The organism is Streptomyces sp. NPDC096205, from assembly GCF_044763135.1.
Classification (GTDB): domain Bacteria; phylum Actinomycetota; class Actinomycetes; order Streptomycetales; family Streptomycetaceae; genus Streptomyces.
Genome location: NZ_JBIWFS010000002.1, coordinates 322,909 through 337,748 on the forward strand (window position 1 = coordinate 322,909; position 14,840 = coordinate 337,748).

The 14,840-nt window shown below is 73.3% G+C and carries 15 protein-coding genes; 7 read left to right on the plus strand and 8 right to left on the minus strand.

Features of this window, described 5'->3' with window-relative positions; genetic code table 11:
- Nucleotides 1-248 precede the first annotated feature (248 nt).
- Entirely contained in the window at nt 249-980 is a 732-nt protein-coding gene (locus ACIQ6Y_RS07860) for a VIT1/CCC1 transporter family protein (RefSeq protein WP_404034275.1), read from the minus strand.
- A gap of 275 nt (nt 981-1,255) precedes the next feature.
- Between ACIQ6Y_RS07860 and ACIQ6Y_RS07865 the strand changes: the two genes are divergently transcribed.
- From ACIQ6Y_RS07865 to ACIQ6Y_RS07895, 7 genes are read left to right on the plus strand one after another with little or no spacing between them, the layout of a single operon-like run.
- Complete coding sequence (locus ACIQ6Y_RS07865) at nt 1,256-2,314, plus strand: ADP-ribosylglycohydrolase family protein (protein ID WP_404034277.1); 1,059 nt, start codon at nt 1,256-1,258, stop codon at nt 2,312-2,314.
- Nucleotides 2,314-3,564 carry an ADP-ribosylglycohydrolase family protein gene (locus ACIQ6Y_RS07870; RefSeq protein ID WP_404034280.1) on the plus strand — a complete coding sequence of 417 codons (1,251 nt, stop codon included), beginning with the start codon at nt 2,314-2,316 and terminating at the stop codon, nt 3,562-3,564. The genes ACIQ6Y_RS07865 and ACIQ6Y_RS07870 overlap by 1 nt, the downstream gene beginning before the upstream one ends.
- A gap of 8 nt (nt 3,565-3,572) precedes the next feature.
- Nucleotides 3,573-4,742 (plus strand): ADP-ribosylglycohydrolase family protein, encoded by a 1,170-nt coding sequence (locus tag ACIQ6Y_RS07875; RefSeq protein ID WP_404034282.1) that lies wholly within the window; start codon nt 3,573-3,575, stop codon nt 4,740-4,742.
- Nucleotides 4,730-6,085, plus strand: a complete 1,356-nt coding sequence (locus ACIQ6Y_RS07880) for an ADP-ribosylglycohydrolase family protein (RefSeq protein WP_404034284.1) — start codon at nt 4,730-4,732, stop codon at nt 6,083-6,085. Before ACIQ6Y_RS07875 ends, ACIQ6Y_RS07880 begins: the two co-directional genes overlap by 13 nt.
- Nucleotides 6,082-6,975, plus strand: a complete 894-nt coding sequence (rbsK, locus tag ACIQ6Y_RS07885; RefSeq protein ID WP_404034286.1) for a ribokinase — start codon at nt 6,082-6,084, stop codon at nt 6,973-6,975. Before ACIQ6Y_RS07880 ends, rbsK begins: the two co-directional genes overlap by 4 nt.
- Nucleotides 6,972-8,165 (plus strand): CaiB/BaiF CoA transferase family protein, encoded by a 1,194-nt coding sequence (locus ACIQ6Y_RS07890; RefSeq protein WP_404034288.1) that lies wholly within the window; start codon nt 6,972-6,974, stop codon nt 8,163-8,165. Before rbsK ends, ACIQ6Y_RS07890 begins: the two co-directional genes overlap by 4 nt.
- On the plus strand, nt 8,162-9,001 hold the full coding sequence (locus tag ACIQ6Y_RS07895) for an HpcH/HpaI aldolase/citrate lyase family protein (protein ID WP_404034290.1): 840 nt from the start codon (nt 8,162-8,164) through the stop codon (nt 8,999-9,001). Before ACIQ6Y_RS07890 ends, ACIQ6Y_RS07895 begins: the two co-directional genes overlap by 4 nt.
- 79 nt (nt 9,002-9,080) lie before the next feature.
- Here ACIQ6Y_RS07895 and lgt read toward each other — a convergent pair whose 3' ends face one another.
- From lgt to ACIQ6Y_RS07930, 7 genes are all read right to left on the minus strand, one after another.
- The gene (lgt, locus tag ACIQ6Y_RS07900) at nt 9,081-10,049 is read right to left on the minus strand and encodes a prolipoprotein diacylglyceryl transferase (RefSeq protein WP_404034292.1); all 969 of its coding nucleotides are present in this window, start codon (nt 10,047-10,049) and stop codon (nt 9,081-9,083) included.
- A 74-nt stretch (nt 10,050-10,123) separates the two neighbouring features.
- Complete coding sequence (locus tag ACIQ6Y_RS07905) at nt 10,124-10,897, minus strand: DsbA family protein (RefSeq protein WP_404034294.1); 774 nt, start codon at nt 10,895-10,897, stop codon at nt 10,124-10,126.
- 87 nt (nt 10,898-10,984) lie between these two features.
- Nucleotides 10,985-11,803, minus strand: coding sequence for a tryptophan synthase subunit alpha (trpA, locus tag ACIQ6Y_RS07910; RefSeq protein ID WP_404034296.1), 819 nt, complete (start codon nt 11,801-11,803; stop codon nt 10,985-10,987).
- On the minus strand, nt 11,800-13,083 hold the full coding sequence (gene trpB, locus ACIQ6Y_RS07915) for a tryptophan synthase subunit beta (RefSeq protein ID WP_404034298.1): 1,284 nt from the start codon (nt 13,081-13,083) through the stop codon (nt 11,800-11,802). The genes trpA and trpB overlap by 4 nt, the downstream gene beginning before the upstream one ends.
- A 58-nt stretch (nt 13,084-13,141) precedes the next feature.
- Nucleotides 13,142-13,354 (minus strand): tryptophan biosynthesis modulator TrpM, encoded by a 213-nt coding sequence (gene trpM, locus ACIQ6Y_RS07920; protein ID WP_404034300.1) that lies wholly within the window; start codon nt 13,352-13,354, stop codon nt 13,142-13,144.
- A gap of 21 nt (nt 13,355-13,375) precedes the next feature.
- A complete protein-coding gene (gene trpC, locus ACIQ6Y_RS07925; protein ID WP_404034302.1) occupies nt 13,376-14,185 on the minus strand; it encodes an indole-3-glycerol phosphate synthase TrpC in 810 nt (269 codons plus the stop codon).
- Nucleotides 14,186-14,324: 139 nt separating this feature from the next.
- Entirely contained in the window at nt 14,325-14,780 is a 456-nt protein-coding gene (locus ACIQ6Y_RS07930; protein ID WP_404036341.1) for a DUF2752 domain-containing protein, read from the minus strand.
- Nucleotides 14,781-14,840: the final 60 nt, after the last annotated feature.

Genomic DNA, 14,840 nt, shown 5'->3' on the forward strand with positions numbered 1-14,840 from the left:
GTTCCAGCATGCGGACGCCGCGGGTATCGGCGCAGGTACCGCGCTTGGCGGTGAATGTATTGGGGGACCGACGGGGACAGATCCATGTCCTTCGGCCCGAAGGGGCGGGTGGGGCTTCGTCGCCTGTCCCGCGAGTGCGCCGCGGGCCTCATTGCCCACAGCGCTTACGGCTCATGCCCGGTGGTCACGCGCTCGAAACCACCGAGTAACGGCTACTTATGCGGCCCAACGCATAAGTTCCAGCCGCGTCATCCTACGGCGATTCCGAACAGGCTGCCCAGGACGTACGTCACACCCGCCGCGGCACCACCGAGCGCGAGCTGCCTCAGCCCGCTGAACCACCAGCTGCGCGCGGTCACCCTGGCCACCACAGCCCCGGCGGCGAACAGCCCGAGCAGGGCCAGCAGCACGGCGGGCCACAGCGCGGTCGCGCCGAGCAGATACGGCAGCACGGGCAGCAGGGCGCCCAGCGCGAACGCCCCGAACGACGACACGGCCGCGACCGTGGGCGAGGGCAGGTCGCCGGGGTCGATGCCCAGCTCCTCGCGGGCGTGGATCTCCAGGGCCTGCTCAGGGTCACGCGACAGCTGCCGGGCCACCTGGCGGGCCAGCTCCGGCTCCACGCCCCGCGACTCGTAGAGCGCAGCCAGCTCGGCCTCCTCGTCCTTGGGGTGCCGGCGCAGCTCGCGCCGCTCGACGTCCAGCTCGGCCTCGACCAGCTCGCGCTGGGAGGCGACGGAGGTGTACTCACCGGCGGCCATGGAGAAGGCGCCGGCCGCGAGTCCCGCGAGCCCGGTCAGCACGACGGTCTGCTGACTCACGGAGCTGCCGGCCACGCCCGTCATCAGCGCCAGGTTGGAGACCAGACCGTCCATCGCACCGAACACCGCGGGGCGCAGCCAGCCGCCGCTCACGTCGCGGTGCGTGTGGTTGTCCCGGTGCGCCTCGTGCAGCACCGCCTCGGTCTCGATGATGGCCATCGGAAGCCCCCCAATTGAGCTTAGCCAAAGCTAACTTTGGACGCGTTCTATTTTTCGACAACGCACACAGTACGACCCTCTATTCCTCCTCGCCAGCAAGGAAAGGCTGGGCTAACCTGCGGTTTTGCCTTCGAAAGCTCATCCGAGCGCTAAGTGACACATATGTCGACCGGGTGACAGTGAGACGGATGAGGCTGAAGTCAACCGCTGTCGGTGGGACACATCCGCAAAGGGTCCCGCCCTACGCGGACCCCCTTCAGCAACGGAGGCCGCGTATGGCATCCCTCGCCTGCGTCCCGCCGGTCCCGGCATCCGGGAACACCGCCGAACTCCGCGAACGGGCCCGCGGCGCCCTGCTCGGCCTGGCCGTCGGGGACGCCCTCGGGGCCCCGGCCGAGAACCTGAAGCCGTCGGAGATCCGCGCCCGGTGGGGCCGTATCACCGGCTACGTCGCCGAGCACCCGGCCGGCACGGACGACACCGAGTACGCCATCTTCTCGGGCCTGCTGCTCGCCCGCCACGGCTCGGCCCTCACTCCGGCCCATGTGGAGGCGGCCTGGCACGAGTGGATCGCCGACCGCGACGAGGGCCCCTTCCGCGGCGCGGGCTTCAGCGAGCGCGGCACGCTGGAGAACCTGCGCAGGGGCCTCGCGGCTCCGGTCTCGGCCCAGCATCGGCACGCCTGGAGCGACGGCCTGGCGATGCGCGCCGCCCCCTTCGGCGTCTTCGCCGCCGGCCGCCCCGCGGAGGCGGCCCGCCTGGTCGCGATCGACGGCTCGGTCAGCCATGACGGCGAGGGCATCTACGGCGGCCAGGCGGTCGCGGCGGGCGTGGCCGCGGCGATGACGGGTGCCCCGCCGGTCACGGTGATCGCCTCGGCCCTGGCGGTCGTCCCCGACGACTCCTGGACGGCACGCTCACTGCGCAGGGCCGTGTCCGTGGCGCACCGCGGCGAACGGGCGGTCCGCTCCGCGGTGGTCATCGGCGGCTACCCCTGGACCGACCTGGCCCCCGAGGCCGTCGCCCTCGCCTTCGGCGCGTACGCGGCCGCCGACGGCGACTTCCGCGAGGCCGTGCTCACCGCCGTGAACATGGGCCGGGACGCCGACACGACGGCCGCGGTGGCGGGCGCCCTGGCCGGAGCGACACGGGGCGCCTCCGCGATCCCGGCCGAATGGGCCGACGCGATCGGCCCGGCCCGCGGCAGCTGCCTCCCCTCGATGGCCGGCCACCACGTCCTGGAGGTGGCAGACCTCCTGACCCAGCCAGAGCCGACCCCGGCACTCGACCGAAGCGCCTTCACCCTGGCACCGGACGCCCCGGGCAGCGCCTGATGAGGCCGCCGGCCCCATGGGACGAGGGCCAGGCCACAACGACCCTGCCGACCGGCGCGGGAGAGCCGGACACGGCGAGCGCGCCGCAGCCGGACAGGGAGGAGACGCCGGACACGGAGGCGACCCCGAACACGACGAGCGCGCCGCAGCCGGACGAAGAGGCGACGCCGGACGCCGAGGCCCGCAGGATCCAAGGCCTCCTCCTGGGCCTGGCCGCAGGAGACGCCGCCGGCTGGCCCGCAGCCCGGCACCGCGCTGCGAGGCTGCCCGACTGGACCCGCCGCCTCACCCGAGAGCTGGACACCTTCGCCGAACAGCACGCCACGACCACCCTCCCCGTCCCCATCGCCCTCAACCAACCCCCGGCCCCCCTCCGCCTCGGCCCCTCCGACGACGCCGAATGGGCGGCCTTCACCGCCCAGGCCCTCCTGCGCGCAGGCGACGACACCACTCGCACCGACCTCGACCGAGAGCGCCGTACGAGGTCAGCCCTCGACCTCGCCTGGAACGCCCTCGCAGCCGAGGCGACCGACCTGCGCGCCCGTATCTCCGTACGAGCCGGACTGGCCAACCTCGCCGCCGGCCTGCGCCCGCCCGCCACCGGCCACGACAACCCCCACTACTTCGACGACGCGGCCTGCGTACGGGCCTGTGTCCTGGCCGCGGTCCACCCGGGCGCACCCGAACGCGCCGCCGCCCTCGCCGAGTTCGACGCCCGCTACACCCAGGACGGCGACGGGGTGCACGGCGCGCGGGCGATGGCGGCGGCCCTCTCCGAGGCCCTGGCCGGAGCGGACGTCACGGTGTGCGTCCGGGCGGCTCTCACCCAGCTCCCGGAAGCCACCGAGATCGGCCGCAACGCCCGCCACGCCCTGCGTCTGGCCCGGGACACCGACACCGCCTTCGCCCTGATCCCCCTCCTGGAACACGAGATCGTCGACCACGTCTACAGCTACGGCATCGCCGCCGCCGAGACGGTCCCCGTGGCCCTGGCCCTCACCGTGGCCGCGAAGGGCCGTATCGCGGAAGCCGTCCCCGCCGCGGCCTGTCTGTCCCGGGTCGCGGACTCGGCCCCGGCCCTCACGGGCGCCCTCACCGGCGCGCTCGGCGGAGCCGGCGCCGTCCCCGCACCCTGGCGGGACGCCTGCCGCACCCTCTCCGGCTGTGTGCTGCCCCGTCTCACCGGCACCGACCTGGTGGAACTCGCCGGACTCCTGGAAGCCGCGCAACCGACCCCACCAGGAGGATGATTCGGGGCATGACGCCCAAAGGAGAAGAAGCCCGCACCCTGGACGAACGCATCACCGCGGCCCTGGTCGGCGCGGCCGTCGGCGACGCCCTCGGCGGACCCGTCGAGGGCTGGGCCCCGGAGCAGATCGCCGAGCGCCACGGCGGCCGCGTCCACGGGATCGTGGGCCCCTGGCACGGCGCCGACTGGCGCACGGCCCGCCCCATCGCGCCGTACCACAAGGGCGACGGGCACGTCACCGACGACACGTTGATGACCCACGCCCTGGTCCGGGTGTACGCGCGCGTCCGCGACCACCTCGACGCCTACGCGGTCGCCGACCACCTGGTCCCGGACCTGATCACCACCCCCCGCTGGATCCCCGAGCTGGAGGCCGAGGCCCTCCCCCTCCAGCGGATCTTCCTCGCGGAGAAATGGCTGGTCGCACGGCTTCACTACGGCCATGTCGACCCGCGCGAGGCGGGCGTCGGCAACATCGTCAACTGCGGGGCGGCGATGTACATGGCCCCGGTCGGCCTGGTCAACGCGGCGAACCCCACGGCCGCGTACGCCGAGGCGCTGGACGTCGCCGGTGCGCACCAGTCGTCGTACGGCCGTGAGGCGGCGGGCGTCTTCGCGGCGGCGGTCGCGGCGGCGTGCGCACCGGGCGCCACCCCGCGGTCGGTCGTGGAGACCTGTCTGTCCCTGGCGAAGGACGGCACCCGGGCGGCGATCGAGCAGGTCTGCGAAGCGGCCGCGCGCCACAGCGACTTCGAGTCGGCCCTGACCCCGCTGCGCGAGGCGGTCGCCCCCTACGACACGGTCGGCCCCGACTACCGGGCCCCCTCCCTCGGCGCCCGCCGCCCCTCCCGGCTGCACGCGATCGAGGAGCTCCCGATCGCCCTGGGCATGCTGCTGGTGGCGCGCGGCGACTACCGCCACGCGGTGCTCGGCTCGGTCAACTACGGCCGTGACTGCGACTCCATCGCCACCATGGCGGGCGCCCTCGCCGGGGCCCTCGGCTCACCGGCCCCCGCGGACTGGGCCAAGACGGTCGCCGAGGCCAGCCGGCTGGACCTGTGGGCCCCGGCCTCGGCCCTCACCGAGGTCGCCCGTGAGATCTTCGAACGGGACGTACACCGCCGCCGCGCCCATGAACGCGCCTTCGCCGCACTGGGAGGCACCCCGTGCTCCGACTGACCTGGGTCCAGCCCGAGGACCTGATCGGCCATGAACTCGCCCAGGCCGCCCAGGACGGCCGCGAGCCGTCGGCGATCGCGGCGAGATGGCGGGCGGCCGGCGGCGGGCAGGCCCCGCCGCGCGCGGGCGCCTCCCCGGAACCGGCCTCGCGCTATCTGCGCACCCTGGCCGAGGACCTGCTGGACGAACTCGCGGACCTGCCCAGCGCGTTGGCCGACCGGGAGCCGACGGACCTGGCGGCGATCAAGGCGCTGTGCCCCGACTGGCCGACGGACGGCAGGGCCACGACGCGACCCGCCGCCCTCGAAGCCGCCTGGCTGGGCCGGGCCGTCGGCTGCCTGCTGGGCAAACCCGTCGAGAAGCTGCCTCTCGACGCGGTCCGCCGACTCGCCCGAGCCACCGGCAACTGGCCCCTGACCGGCTACTTCACCGCCCGGGGAGTCCCCGAGGAACTGCTCGCCGAGCACCCCTGGAACCGCCGCTCGGCCGCCACCTCCCTCGCCGAGAACATCGACGGCATGCCCGAGGACGACGACCTCAACTACCCGCTGCTGGGCGTCCTCCTCCTGCAACGCCACGGCCGGGACTTCACCACCATGGACGTGGCCCGGCTCTGGCTCGACGAACTCCCGGCGGGCCGCACCTTCACCGCCGAACGCCTCGCCTACCGCAACCTCCTCACCGGCATCGAGCCCCCGCACACCGCCCGGCACCGCAACCCCTTCCGCGAATGGATCGGCGCCCTGATCCGCGCCGACGTCCACGGCTGGACGAACCCCGGCGCCCCCGGGGCCGCCGCCGCGCAGGCCCACCGCGACGCGACCCTCACCCACACCGCGAACGGCGTCCACGCGGCCATGTTCACGGCCGCCGTCATCGCGACGGCCGCCACCGGCGCCCACGACGTGCACACCTGCCTGCGCACCGGCCTTGCGGTCGTCCCGCCGCGCTCCCGGCTGGCGCAGGCGGTCACCCACGCCGTCGAACTCGCCCGCAGGACTGCCGATTTCGACGAGGTCGTGGACCGGCTCCATGCACACCACAGCGGCATCCACTGGGTCCACGCCGTGCCCAACACCGCCCTGATCACCGCCGCCCTCACCCACGCCGACGGCGACTTCACCGGCTCGATCACCCGCGCGGTCTCCGGCGGCTGGGACACCGACTCCTGCGGCGCCACGGCCGGCAGCGTCGCCGCCCTCCTCGCCGGCTCCCCCGCCGCCCTGCCCGCCCACTGGACCGCCCCGCTGAAGAACCGCCTGGCCACCTCCGTCGCCGACTTCGACGGCACCGGATTCGACACCCTCGCCCACCTCACCCACCTGGAGGCATCCCGCCCATGACGCACATCGCCGTCCTCGGCAGCACGAACATGGACCTCGTCGCGTACGTCGCGAAGGCCCCGCAACGCGGGGAGACCGTGACCGGCCGGGAGTTCCGCACGATCCCCGGCGGCAAGGGCGCCAACCAGGCCATCGCCGCCGCGCACGCCGGCGCCACGGTCTCGATGATCGGCGCGGTCGGCAACGACTCCTTCGGCGCGAGACTGCGCTCCACCCTGGAGCACTCCGGCGTCGAGACCGACAGCCTGCGCACGGTCGACGGCCCCTCCGGCACCGCGCACATCGTCGTGGACGACGAGGGCGGCAACTCCATCGTCGTCGTCCCCGGCGCCAACGGCACCGTCGACCACCTCTCCCCCGGCGACGAGGGCCTGATCGCCAGCGCCGACGCCCTGCTGCTCCAGCTGGAGATCCCGCTGGCCGCCGTCCTTGCGGGAGCCCAGGCCGCCCGCGCCCACGGCATCCGTACGGTCCTCACCCCGGCCCCCGCCCAGCCGCTGCCCATCGAACTCCTCGCGGCGACCGACCTGTTGGTGCCCAACGAGCACGAGGCGGCCACCCTCACCGGCCGCACCGACGCCCGCGCGGCCGCGATCGCCCTGCTGGAGGAGGTCCCGGAGGTCGTCGTCACCCTCGGCTCGGCGGGCTGTCTGTACGCCGCCCGCGGGGCCGACCCGGTCACCGTGCCCGCGCCGCAGGTCACCGCCGTCGACTCCACCGGCGCCGGCGACACCTTCGTCGGCACGCTCGCGGTGGCGCTCGGCGAGGGCCGCCCGATGCCGGAGGCACTGCGCTGGGCGGCCGAGGCGGCCGCGCTGTCGGTGCAGCGGGAGGGGGCGTCGACCTCCATGCCGTACCGCTCCGAGATCGACGCGCAGTTCACGTCATGACCGCGCAAGCCCCGCTCGCCGGTCTGCGCGTCCTGGACCTCGCCACCCTCTTCGCCGGGCCCCTCGCCGCGACCATGCTCGGCGACTTCGGCGCGGAGGTCATCAAGGTCGAGCACCCCACGAAGCCGGACCCGTCCCGCGGCCATGGCCCGGCCAAGGACGGGGTGGGCCTGTGGTGGAAGGTCCTCGGCCGCAACAAGCGCGCGATGACCCTGGACCTCTCCCGGCCCGGCGGACGGGCCACCCTGCTGAAGCTCGCCGGGACCGCGGACGTCGTCATCGAGAACTTCCGCCCCGGCACCCTGGAGAAGTGGGACCTGGGCTGGGAGGAGCTGTCGGCGGCCAATCCGCGCCTGATCCTGACCCGGGTCACCGCCTTCGGCCAGTTCGGCCCCTCCTCCCGCCGCCCCGGCTTCGGCACCCTCGCCGAGGCCATGAGCGGCTTCGCCGCGCTCACCGGTGAACCGGACGCGCCGCCGACCCTCCCGCCGTTCGGCCTGGCCGACTCCATCGCGGGCCTGGCCACGGCGTACGCGGTCATGACCGCGCTGGCCGCCCGCGACCGCACGGGCCGGGGCCAGGTGGTGGACCTCGCCCTCATCGAGCCCATCCTGGCCGCCCTCGGCCCCCAGCCCACCTGGTACGACCAGCTCGGCTACGTCCAGGAGCGCACCGGCAACCGCTCCGCCAACAACGCCCCGCGCAACACCTACCGCACCGCCGACGGCAGCTGGGTCGCCGTCTCCACCTCCGCCCAGTCGATCGCCGAGCGCGTGCTGCGCCTGGTCGGCCGCCCCGAGCTGATCGACGAGCCGTGGTTCGCCACCGGCGCCGACCGGGCCCGCCACGCCGACGTCCTCGACGAGGCCGTCGGCACCTGGATCGCCGACCGCACCCGCACCGAGGTTCTCCAGGCCTTCGAGAAGGCGGACGCAGCCATCGCGCCCGTGCAGGACGTACGGGACGTGATGACCGACCCCCAGTACACGGCCCTGGACACCGTCACCACGGTCGACGACCCGGACCTCGGCCCCCTGCGCATGCAGAACGTCCTCTTCCGCCTCTCCGCGACTCCCGGCGCGATCCGCTGGGCCGGTCGCCCCCACGGCGCCGACACGGAGGCCGTCCTCACCGAACTCGGCCTCACCGAGAGCGAGCTGACCGCCCTGCGTGCGGAGGGCGCCCTGTGATCCCCGGCCCGGTCATCCCACTGACCTGGCTGTACGTTCCCGGCGACCGGCCCGAGGTGGTGGCGAAGGCCCTGACCGCGGGCGCGGACGTGGTCGTCGTCGACCTTGAGGACGCGGTGGCCGCCGACCGCAAGGTCTACGCCCGCGAGGCCACGGCCGACCTCCTCACCGAGGACCACCCGGTCCCGGTCCATGTCCGGGTCAACGCCCCGGACGGCCCCTGGGCGGAGGCCGACCTGCGGACCCTGGCCGGCCTGCCGGGCCTCTCGGGCCTCCGCCTGCCCAAGGTCGCCTCCCGCGAGCAGATCGTCCACGTCGCCAGCCACACGACCCTCGCCACCGGCAGCACACCCCCGCTGTACGCCCTGCTGGAGACGGCCCTCGGTGTGGAACGCGCCCATGCCATCGCGACCGCGCACCCGGCCCTGCGGGGCATCGGCCTGGGCGAGGCCGATCTGCGGGCCGACCTGGGCGTACGCGGGGACAGCGGGCTGGACTGGTCGCGCTCGCGGATCGTCGTGGCCGCACGCGCGGCGGGCCTGCCCGCTCCGCCCCAGTCGGTCCACCCCGACATCCGCGACCTCGACGGCCTGGCCGCCACCTGCGCCCATGGCCGGGCCCTCGGTTTCCTGGGCCGCGCCGCGATCCACCCCCGCCAACTCCCGGTCATCGAACGGGCCTACCTGCCCACGGGCGAGGAGATCGAGCACGCCGAGCGGATCGTCAAGGCAGCGGCGGCACAGGAGGGAGCCCAGGCCCTTCCGGACGGCACGTTCATCGATGCGGCGGTGATCAAGGCCGCCCAGGCGACGCTGGCCCTGACCCGACGCCGCTAGGGCCTGCCGGACAGGCTGTGGGGAACGACGAAGGGCGCCCGGAGAACCCGGGCGCCCTTGGCACCGAAAGAACCGGCCGTCAGGCCTTCTTCGCCGACTTGGACTCCGCCTCGGCGTCTGTGTCGTCCTTGTCCTTGACGTCGGCCTCGGCCTCGGACGCGTCGTCCTGCGCCTCGTCCTTCACCGTGTCCTGCTCCACGCCCTCGGCGTCCCCCTCCGGGGAAGCCGGCTGAGCCCCGGGCTCGACCACCGGCTCACGCCCGGGCCGCTTCTTCGCGGAGACCACGATGTAGAGCACGGCGAGCAGGAACACGACCAGCGCGGTCCAGTTGTTCAGCCGCAGGCCGAGCACATGGTGGGCGTCGTCGACGCGCAGGTACTCGGTCCAGAAGCGCCCCGCGCAGTACGCGGCGACGTACAGGGCGAACGCCCGTCCATGGCCCAGCTTGAAGCGCCGGTCGGCCCAGATGACCAGCAGCGCGACGCCGATGCACCACAGGGACTCGTACAGGAACGTCGGGTGGTAGTAGCCCGGCTCCCGCCCGTCCGTGGAGGACGTGATGTGCAGGGCCCAGGGCAGGTCCGTCTCGCGTCCGTACAGCTCCTGGTTGAACCAGTTGCCCCAGCGGCCGACGGCCTGCGCGAGCGCGATACCGGGTGCGACCGCGTCGGCGTAGGCGGGCAGCGGGATGCCACGGCGACGGCAGCCGATCCACGCGCCGACGGCACCGAGCGCGATCGCGCCCCAGATGCCGAGCCCGCCCTCCCAGATCTTGAAGGCGTCCACCCAGTCACGGCCCTCGCTGAAGTACAGCTCGTAGTCCGTGATCACGTGGTAGAGGCGGCCGCCGATCAGGCCGAACGGCACCGCCCAGACCGCGATGTCGGCGACGGTGCCGGCCCGCCCACCGCGGGCGATCCAGCGCCTGTTGCCGAGCCAGACGGCCAGGAAGACGCCGATGATGATGCAGAAGGCATAGCCGCGCAGCGGGATGGGACCGAGGTGCAGCACCCCGCGCGACGGGCTGGGAATGTAGGCAAGTTCCATGGCAAGGTCGACGCTACCGTGCCGGGCGGGCCCGACGGCGGGCGGCCCGGCTACGGCTCCATAACAGGCGCCGTTCAGCCTTGGGCCGCCTCCACCATCTGCTTGAGCTTGGCCGGGGTCATCGTCTGGTCCTGGTAGATGTTCTTGCCGTCGAGCAGGACCGTCGGCGTGCCGCCGAAGCCGCCGTTGCGGAAGGCGGCGGCGGACTTCTCGACCCAGCTGTCGTGCCGGCCGTCGTTCACACAGGTGCGGAAGGCGGGCGTGTCCAGGCCGTCGACCTTGCCGGCCAGCTCGATGAGCTTGTCCTCCTTGGAGAACGCGTCGTCGGTCTCGGCGGGCTGGTTGTCGTAGAGCACGTCGTGGTACGGCGTGAACTTCCCGGCGTCCTGGGCGCAGGCCGCGGCGTTCGCCGCCTTGCGGGAGCCGCTGCCGCCCATGTTGCCGTCGATGATCGTGGCCAGGTGGTACTCCACCTTGAGCTTTCCGGCCTCGGTCAGTTCATGGATCGTCGGGCGGTACGCCGTCTCGAAGCCCTTGCAGGCCGGGCAGCGGAAGTCCTCCCAGACGGTGAGCGTCGACCTGGCGCTCTCCTTGCCGACGGGGAGGGCGAGGCCGTCCTTGCCCTGGGCTCCTGAGGGCGCGACGACCGGGCCCGCGCTGTCGCCGCCGTCGTCCTTGCCGGCGTTCGCCGCGACCACGCCGATCACGGCCGCGAGGCCCAGGACACAGACCACGCTCGCGCCCACGATCAGGGCGCGCCGTCGCTTCTCGGCGGCCTTGTGCTTCTCCCGCTCGGCCGCGAGCCGCTCCCGGGCCGTGCGCTTTCCGTCACGATTCTTCTCGCTCACACCCCGGAAACGAACCGGGGAGGCGCAGCGCGCCTCCCCGGTCCCAGGTCCACCCGTTCGAGTGACCGATTCTTCGGTGGCGTGCGGTCACGCCTGTCCGCGCACGCCCTTCGCGAGGTCGCCCGCGAGATCGCGTACCGCCTGCAGACCGGCCGCGGCGTCCGGGGCGTCCAGCATCCGCTTGACGAAGGCCGAGCCGACGATCACTCCGTCGGCGAAGCCGGCGACCTCGGCGGCCTGGGCCGCGTCGGAGACGCCGAGGCCGACGCAGACGGGCAGGCCGGTGCCGGTGGCGCGGGTGCGCTCCACCAGGTTCTCGGCCTGCGCGCCCACCGACTCGCGGGTGCCGGTGACACCCATCAGGGAGGCGGCGTAGACGAAGCCGCTGCCCGCCGCGGTGATCGTCCGCAGCCGCTCGTCCTTGCTGCTGGGCGCCACGACGAAGACCGTCGCGAGGCCGTGCTTCTCGGCGTGCTCCCTCCACAGCGCCGACTCCTGCACGGGCAGGTCGGGCAGGATGCAGCCCGCGCCGCCCGCCTCGGCCAGCTCGGCGGTGAACCGCTCGACGCCGTAGCGGTCGATGGGGTTCCAGTACGTCATGACGAGGATCGGCTTGCCGGTGGCCTCGTAGGCCTCCTTGACCGTGCGCATGACGTGGGCGATCTTGACGCCGCCGCGCAGGGCGATGTCGTCGGCGGTCTGGATGACGGGGCCGTCGAGGACGGGGTCGCTGTGCGGGAACCCCACCTCCATGACATCGGCGCCGCCGTCGAGGACGGCCTTGATCGCCTCGATGCCGCCGTCCACGGTCGGGAACCCGGCCGGGAGGTAGGCGATGAGCGCCGCGCGGCCCTCGGCCCTGGCACCGGCGAGGGTGTCGGTCAACAGCTGGATGTTCCCGCTCACTTGGCGTCCCCCTCGATCTCGGCGGTGTCGGCGGCGTCGGCCGCGACCTCGGCGTCGGTGTCGTACAGGCCGAAGTAACGCGCGGCCGTGTCCATGTCCTTGTCGCCGCGGCCGGACAGGTTGACCACGATCAGCCCGTCCGGGCCCAGCTCACGGCCGACCTCCAGGGCGCCGGCCAGCGCGTGGGCGCTCTCGATGGCCGGGATGATGCCCTCGGTGCGCGACAGCAGACGCAGCGCATGCATGGCCGCGTCGTCGGTGACCGCGCGGTACTCGGCGCGGCCGCTGTCCTTGAGGTAGGAGTGCTCCGGGCCGATGCCGGGGTAGTCCAGGCCGGCCGAGATCGAGTACGGCTCGGTGATCTGGCCCTCCTCGTCCTGCAGGACGTAGGAGCGCGAGCCGTGCAGGATGCCGGGCTCGCCCGCGGTGAGGGTCGCCGCGTGCTCGCCGGTCTCCACGCCGTGTCCGGCGGGCTCGCAGCCGATGAGGCGTACATCGCTGTCGGGGATGAAGGCGTGGAACAGGCCGATGGCGTTGGAGCCGCCGCCGACGCAGGCGATCGCCGCGTCGGGGAGGCGGCCGGCCTGCTCCAGGAGCTGGCGGCGGGCCTCCACGCCGATGACGCGGTGGAAGTCGCGGACCATCGCCGGGAAGGGGTGCGGGCCCGCGACCGTGCCGAAGAGGTAGTGCGTGTGGTCGACGTTGGCGACCCAGTCGCGGAACGCCTCGTTGATGGCGTCCTTGAGGGTGCGGCTGCCGGACTTCACGGCGACGACCTCGGCGCCGAGCATGCGCATCCGGGCCACGTTCAGGGCCTGGCGCTGGGTGTCGATCTCGCCCATGTAGATCGTGCAGTCCAGGCCGAAGAGCGCGCAGGCCGTCGCCGTCGCCACGCCGTGCTGGCCGGCGCCGGTCTCGGCGATCACACGGGTCTTGCCCATGCGCTTGGTGAGCAGGGCCTGGCCGAGCACGTTGTTGATCTTGTGCGAGCCGGTGTGGTTGAGGTCCTCGCGCTTGAGGAACACGCGGGCGCCACCGGCGTGTTCGGCGAACCGGGGCACCTCGGTGAGGGAGCTGGGCCGGCCGGTGTAGTGCACCAGCAGGTCGTCGAGCTCGCGTGCGAACTCGGGGTCGTTCTTGGCCTTGTCGTACTCGACGGCGACCTCGTCGACCGCCGCGACGAGGGCCTCCGGGATGAACTTGCCGCCGAAGGCGCCGAAGTAGCCTTCGGCTGAGGGGACCTGGCCTTCGGGGTCAGGGATGAAGTAGTCGCTGGGCATGCGGAAACCTCACGGTGAGTGCGTGGAAAAACACTGATCGCCGTGGGGCGGGGGGTTGTCAGTCGGCTGCGGGCCCGTTGTGGCCGGTCGCGCAGTTCCCCGCGCCCCTGAAGCCACGCCATCGACGGCCGTTCACCTGCCCGGGTTCGTCACCGATGACATAACGCACCCGGCGACCGTGCACCCTGCGTGCCGGGGCACGGCAGCCTCGGGGGCGGCAGCCACGCGCCAGGCGGGCGTACCGGTCCACGGTCGTCACGGTGAGAGTCATCGATGTCAGCCTAGCGGGTGATCAGCTCCGGCCGTGCCGCAAGGCCGGGTGTTCGCCCGCGGCCACCAGGTCGGCGACGGCGCCCTTGGGGTCCTTGCCGGTCACCAGGGACTCGCCGACCAGGACGGCGTCGGCGCCGGCGTTGGCGTAGGCGATGAGGTCGTGCGGGCCGCGGACGCCGGACTCGGCGATCTTGACGATGTGGTCGGGGATCTCCGGGGCGACCCGCTCGAAGGTGCCGCGGTCGACCTCCAGCGTCTTCAGGTTGCGCGCGTTGACGCCGATGATCTTGGCGCCCGCGTCCACCGCACGCTCGACCTCGTCCTCGTCGTGCACCTCGACGAGCGGGGTGAGCCCGATGGAGACGGCCCGCTCGATCAGCGACTCCAGGGCCGACTGGTCGAGGGCGGCCACGATGAGGAGCGCCAGGTCGGCGCCGTACGCACGGGCCTCCCACAGCTGGTACGACGTGACGATGAAGTCCTTGCGCAGGACGGGGATGTCCACGCGGGCGCGGACGGCCTCCAGGTCGGCGAGCGAGCCGCCGAAGCGGCGCTGCTCGGTCAGGACGGAAATGACGGCCGCGCCGCCCGCCTCGTAGTCCGCGGCGAGTGCGGCCGGGTCGGCGATCGCGGCCAGCGCGCCCTTGGACGGGCTGGAGCGCTTGACCTCGCAGATCACCTTGACGCCGTCGCCGCGCAGGGCGGCCACGCCGTCCTTGGCCGCGGGAGCCTTCGCCGCGCGCTCCTTGAGCTCGTCGAGGCTGACGCGCGCCTGCCGCTCCGCGAGGTCGGCACGGACTCCGTCGATGATCTCGTCGAGCACACTCACGCGAGCGGCCCCCTTCCAGACGGTTGACAGTTCCTGCGACCAGGGGCAAAGCAATGGTCACTGCGATGGTATCCGGAGGAAGCCGAAGGCTCCGCATCCGGTTGACGGCGGTCCCACTACCTGGACATTCCGGCGTCGATCAAGGATGCAGCCAGCCACCGAAGGGAAGGTTCCGGACAACCGTGAAGACCAGCAACAACGCCCCGACGGCCCACATGTGCGCCGGGCGCGGGTCGATGCGCAGCGGTCTGCCGCGGGCCGCACGGACCACCCAGACGGTCCACAGCACGGCGAAGCCCAGATAGGCGACGACGGCCGGGGCGTTGGCCTGGAGGGCGGCCGGCAGGTCGCCGTGCACGAACGCGTGCGCGCTGCGCAGTCCGCCGCAGCCGGGGCAGTACAGGCCGGTGAAGCGCAGCAGCGGGCACACCGGGTAGTGGCCGGGTTCGTAGGGGTCGACCGCGCCGACGTAGGCGAAGGCCCCGGCGACGGCCGCGAGGACGCCGGCGGGCACGGCGAGCCGCAGCAGGGGCCTGTCCTGGGCGGTGCGGGCGGTGGGAGCCGGGGTCCGGCCGTCGGCGTTCACGCCTCGCATTGTGCCGCGCGGGAGCGGCGGGGGCGCGCGGTGGGCGCCGTACGGGGTCGGTCGCCCGGA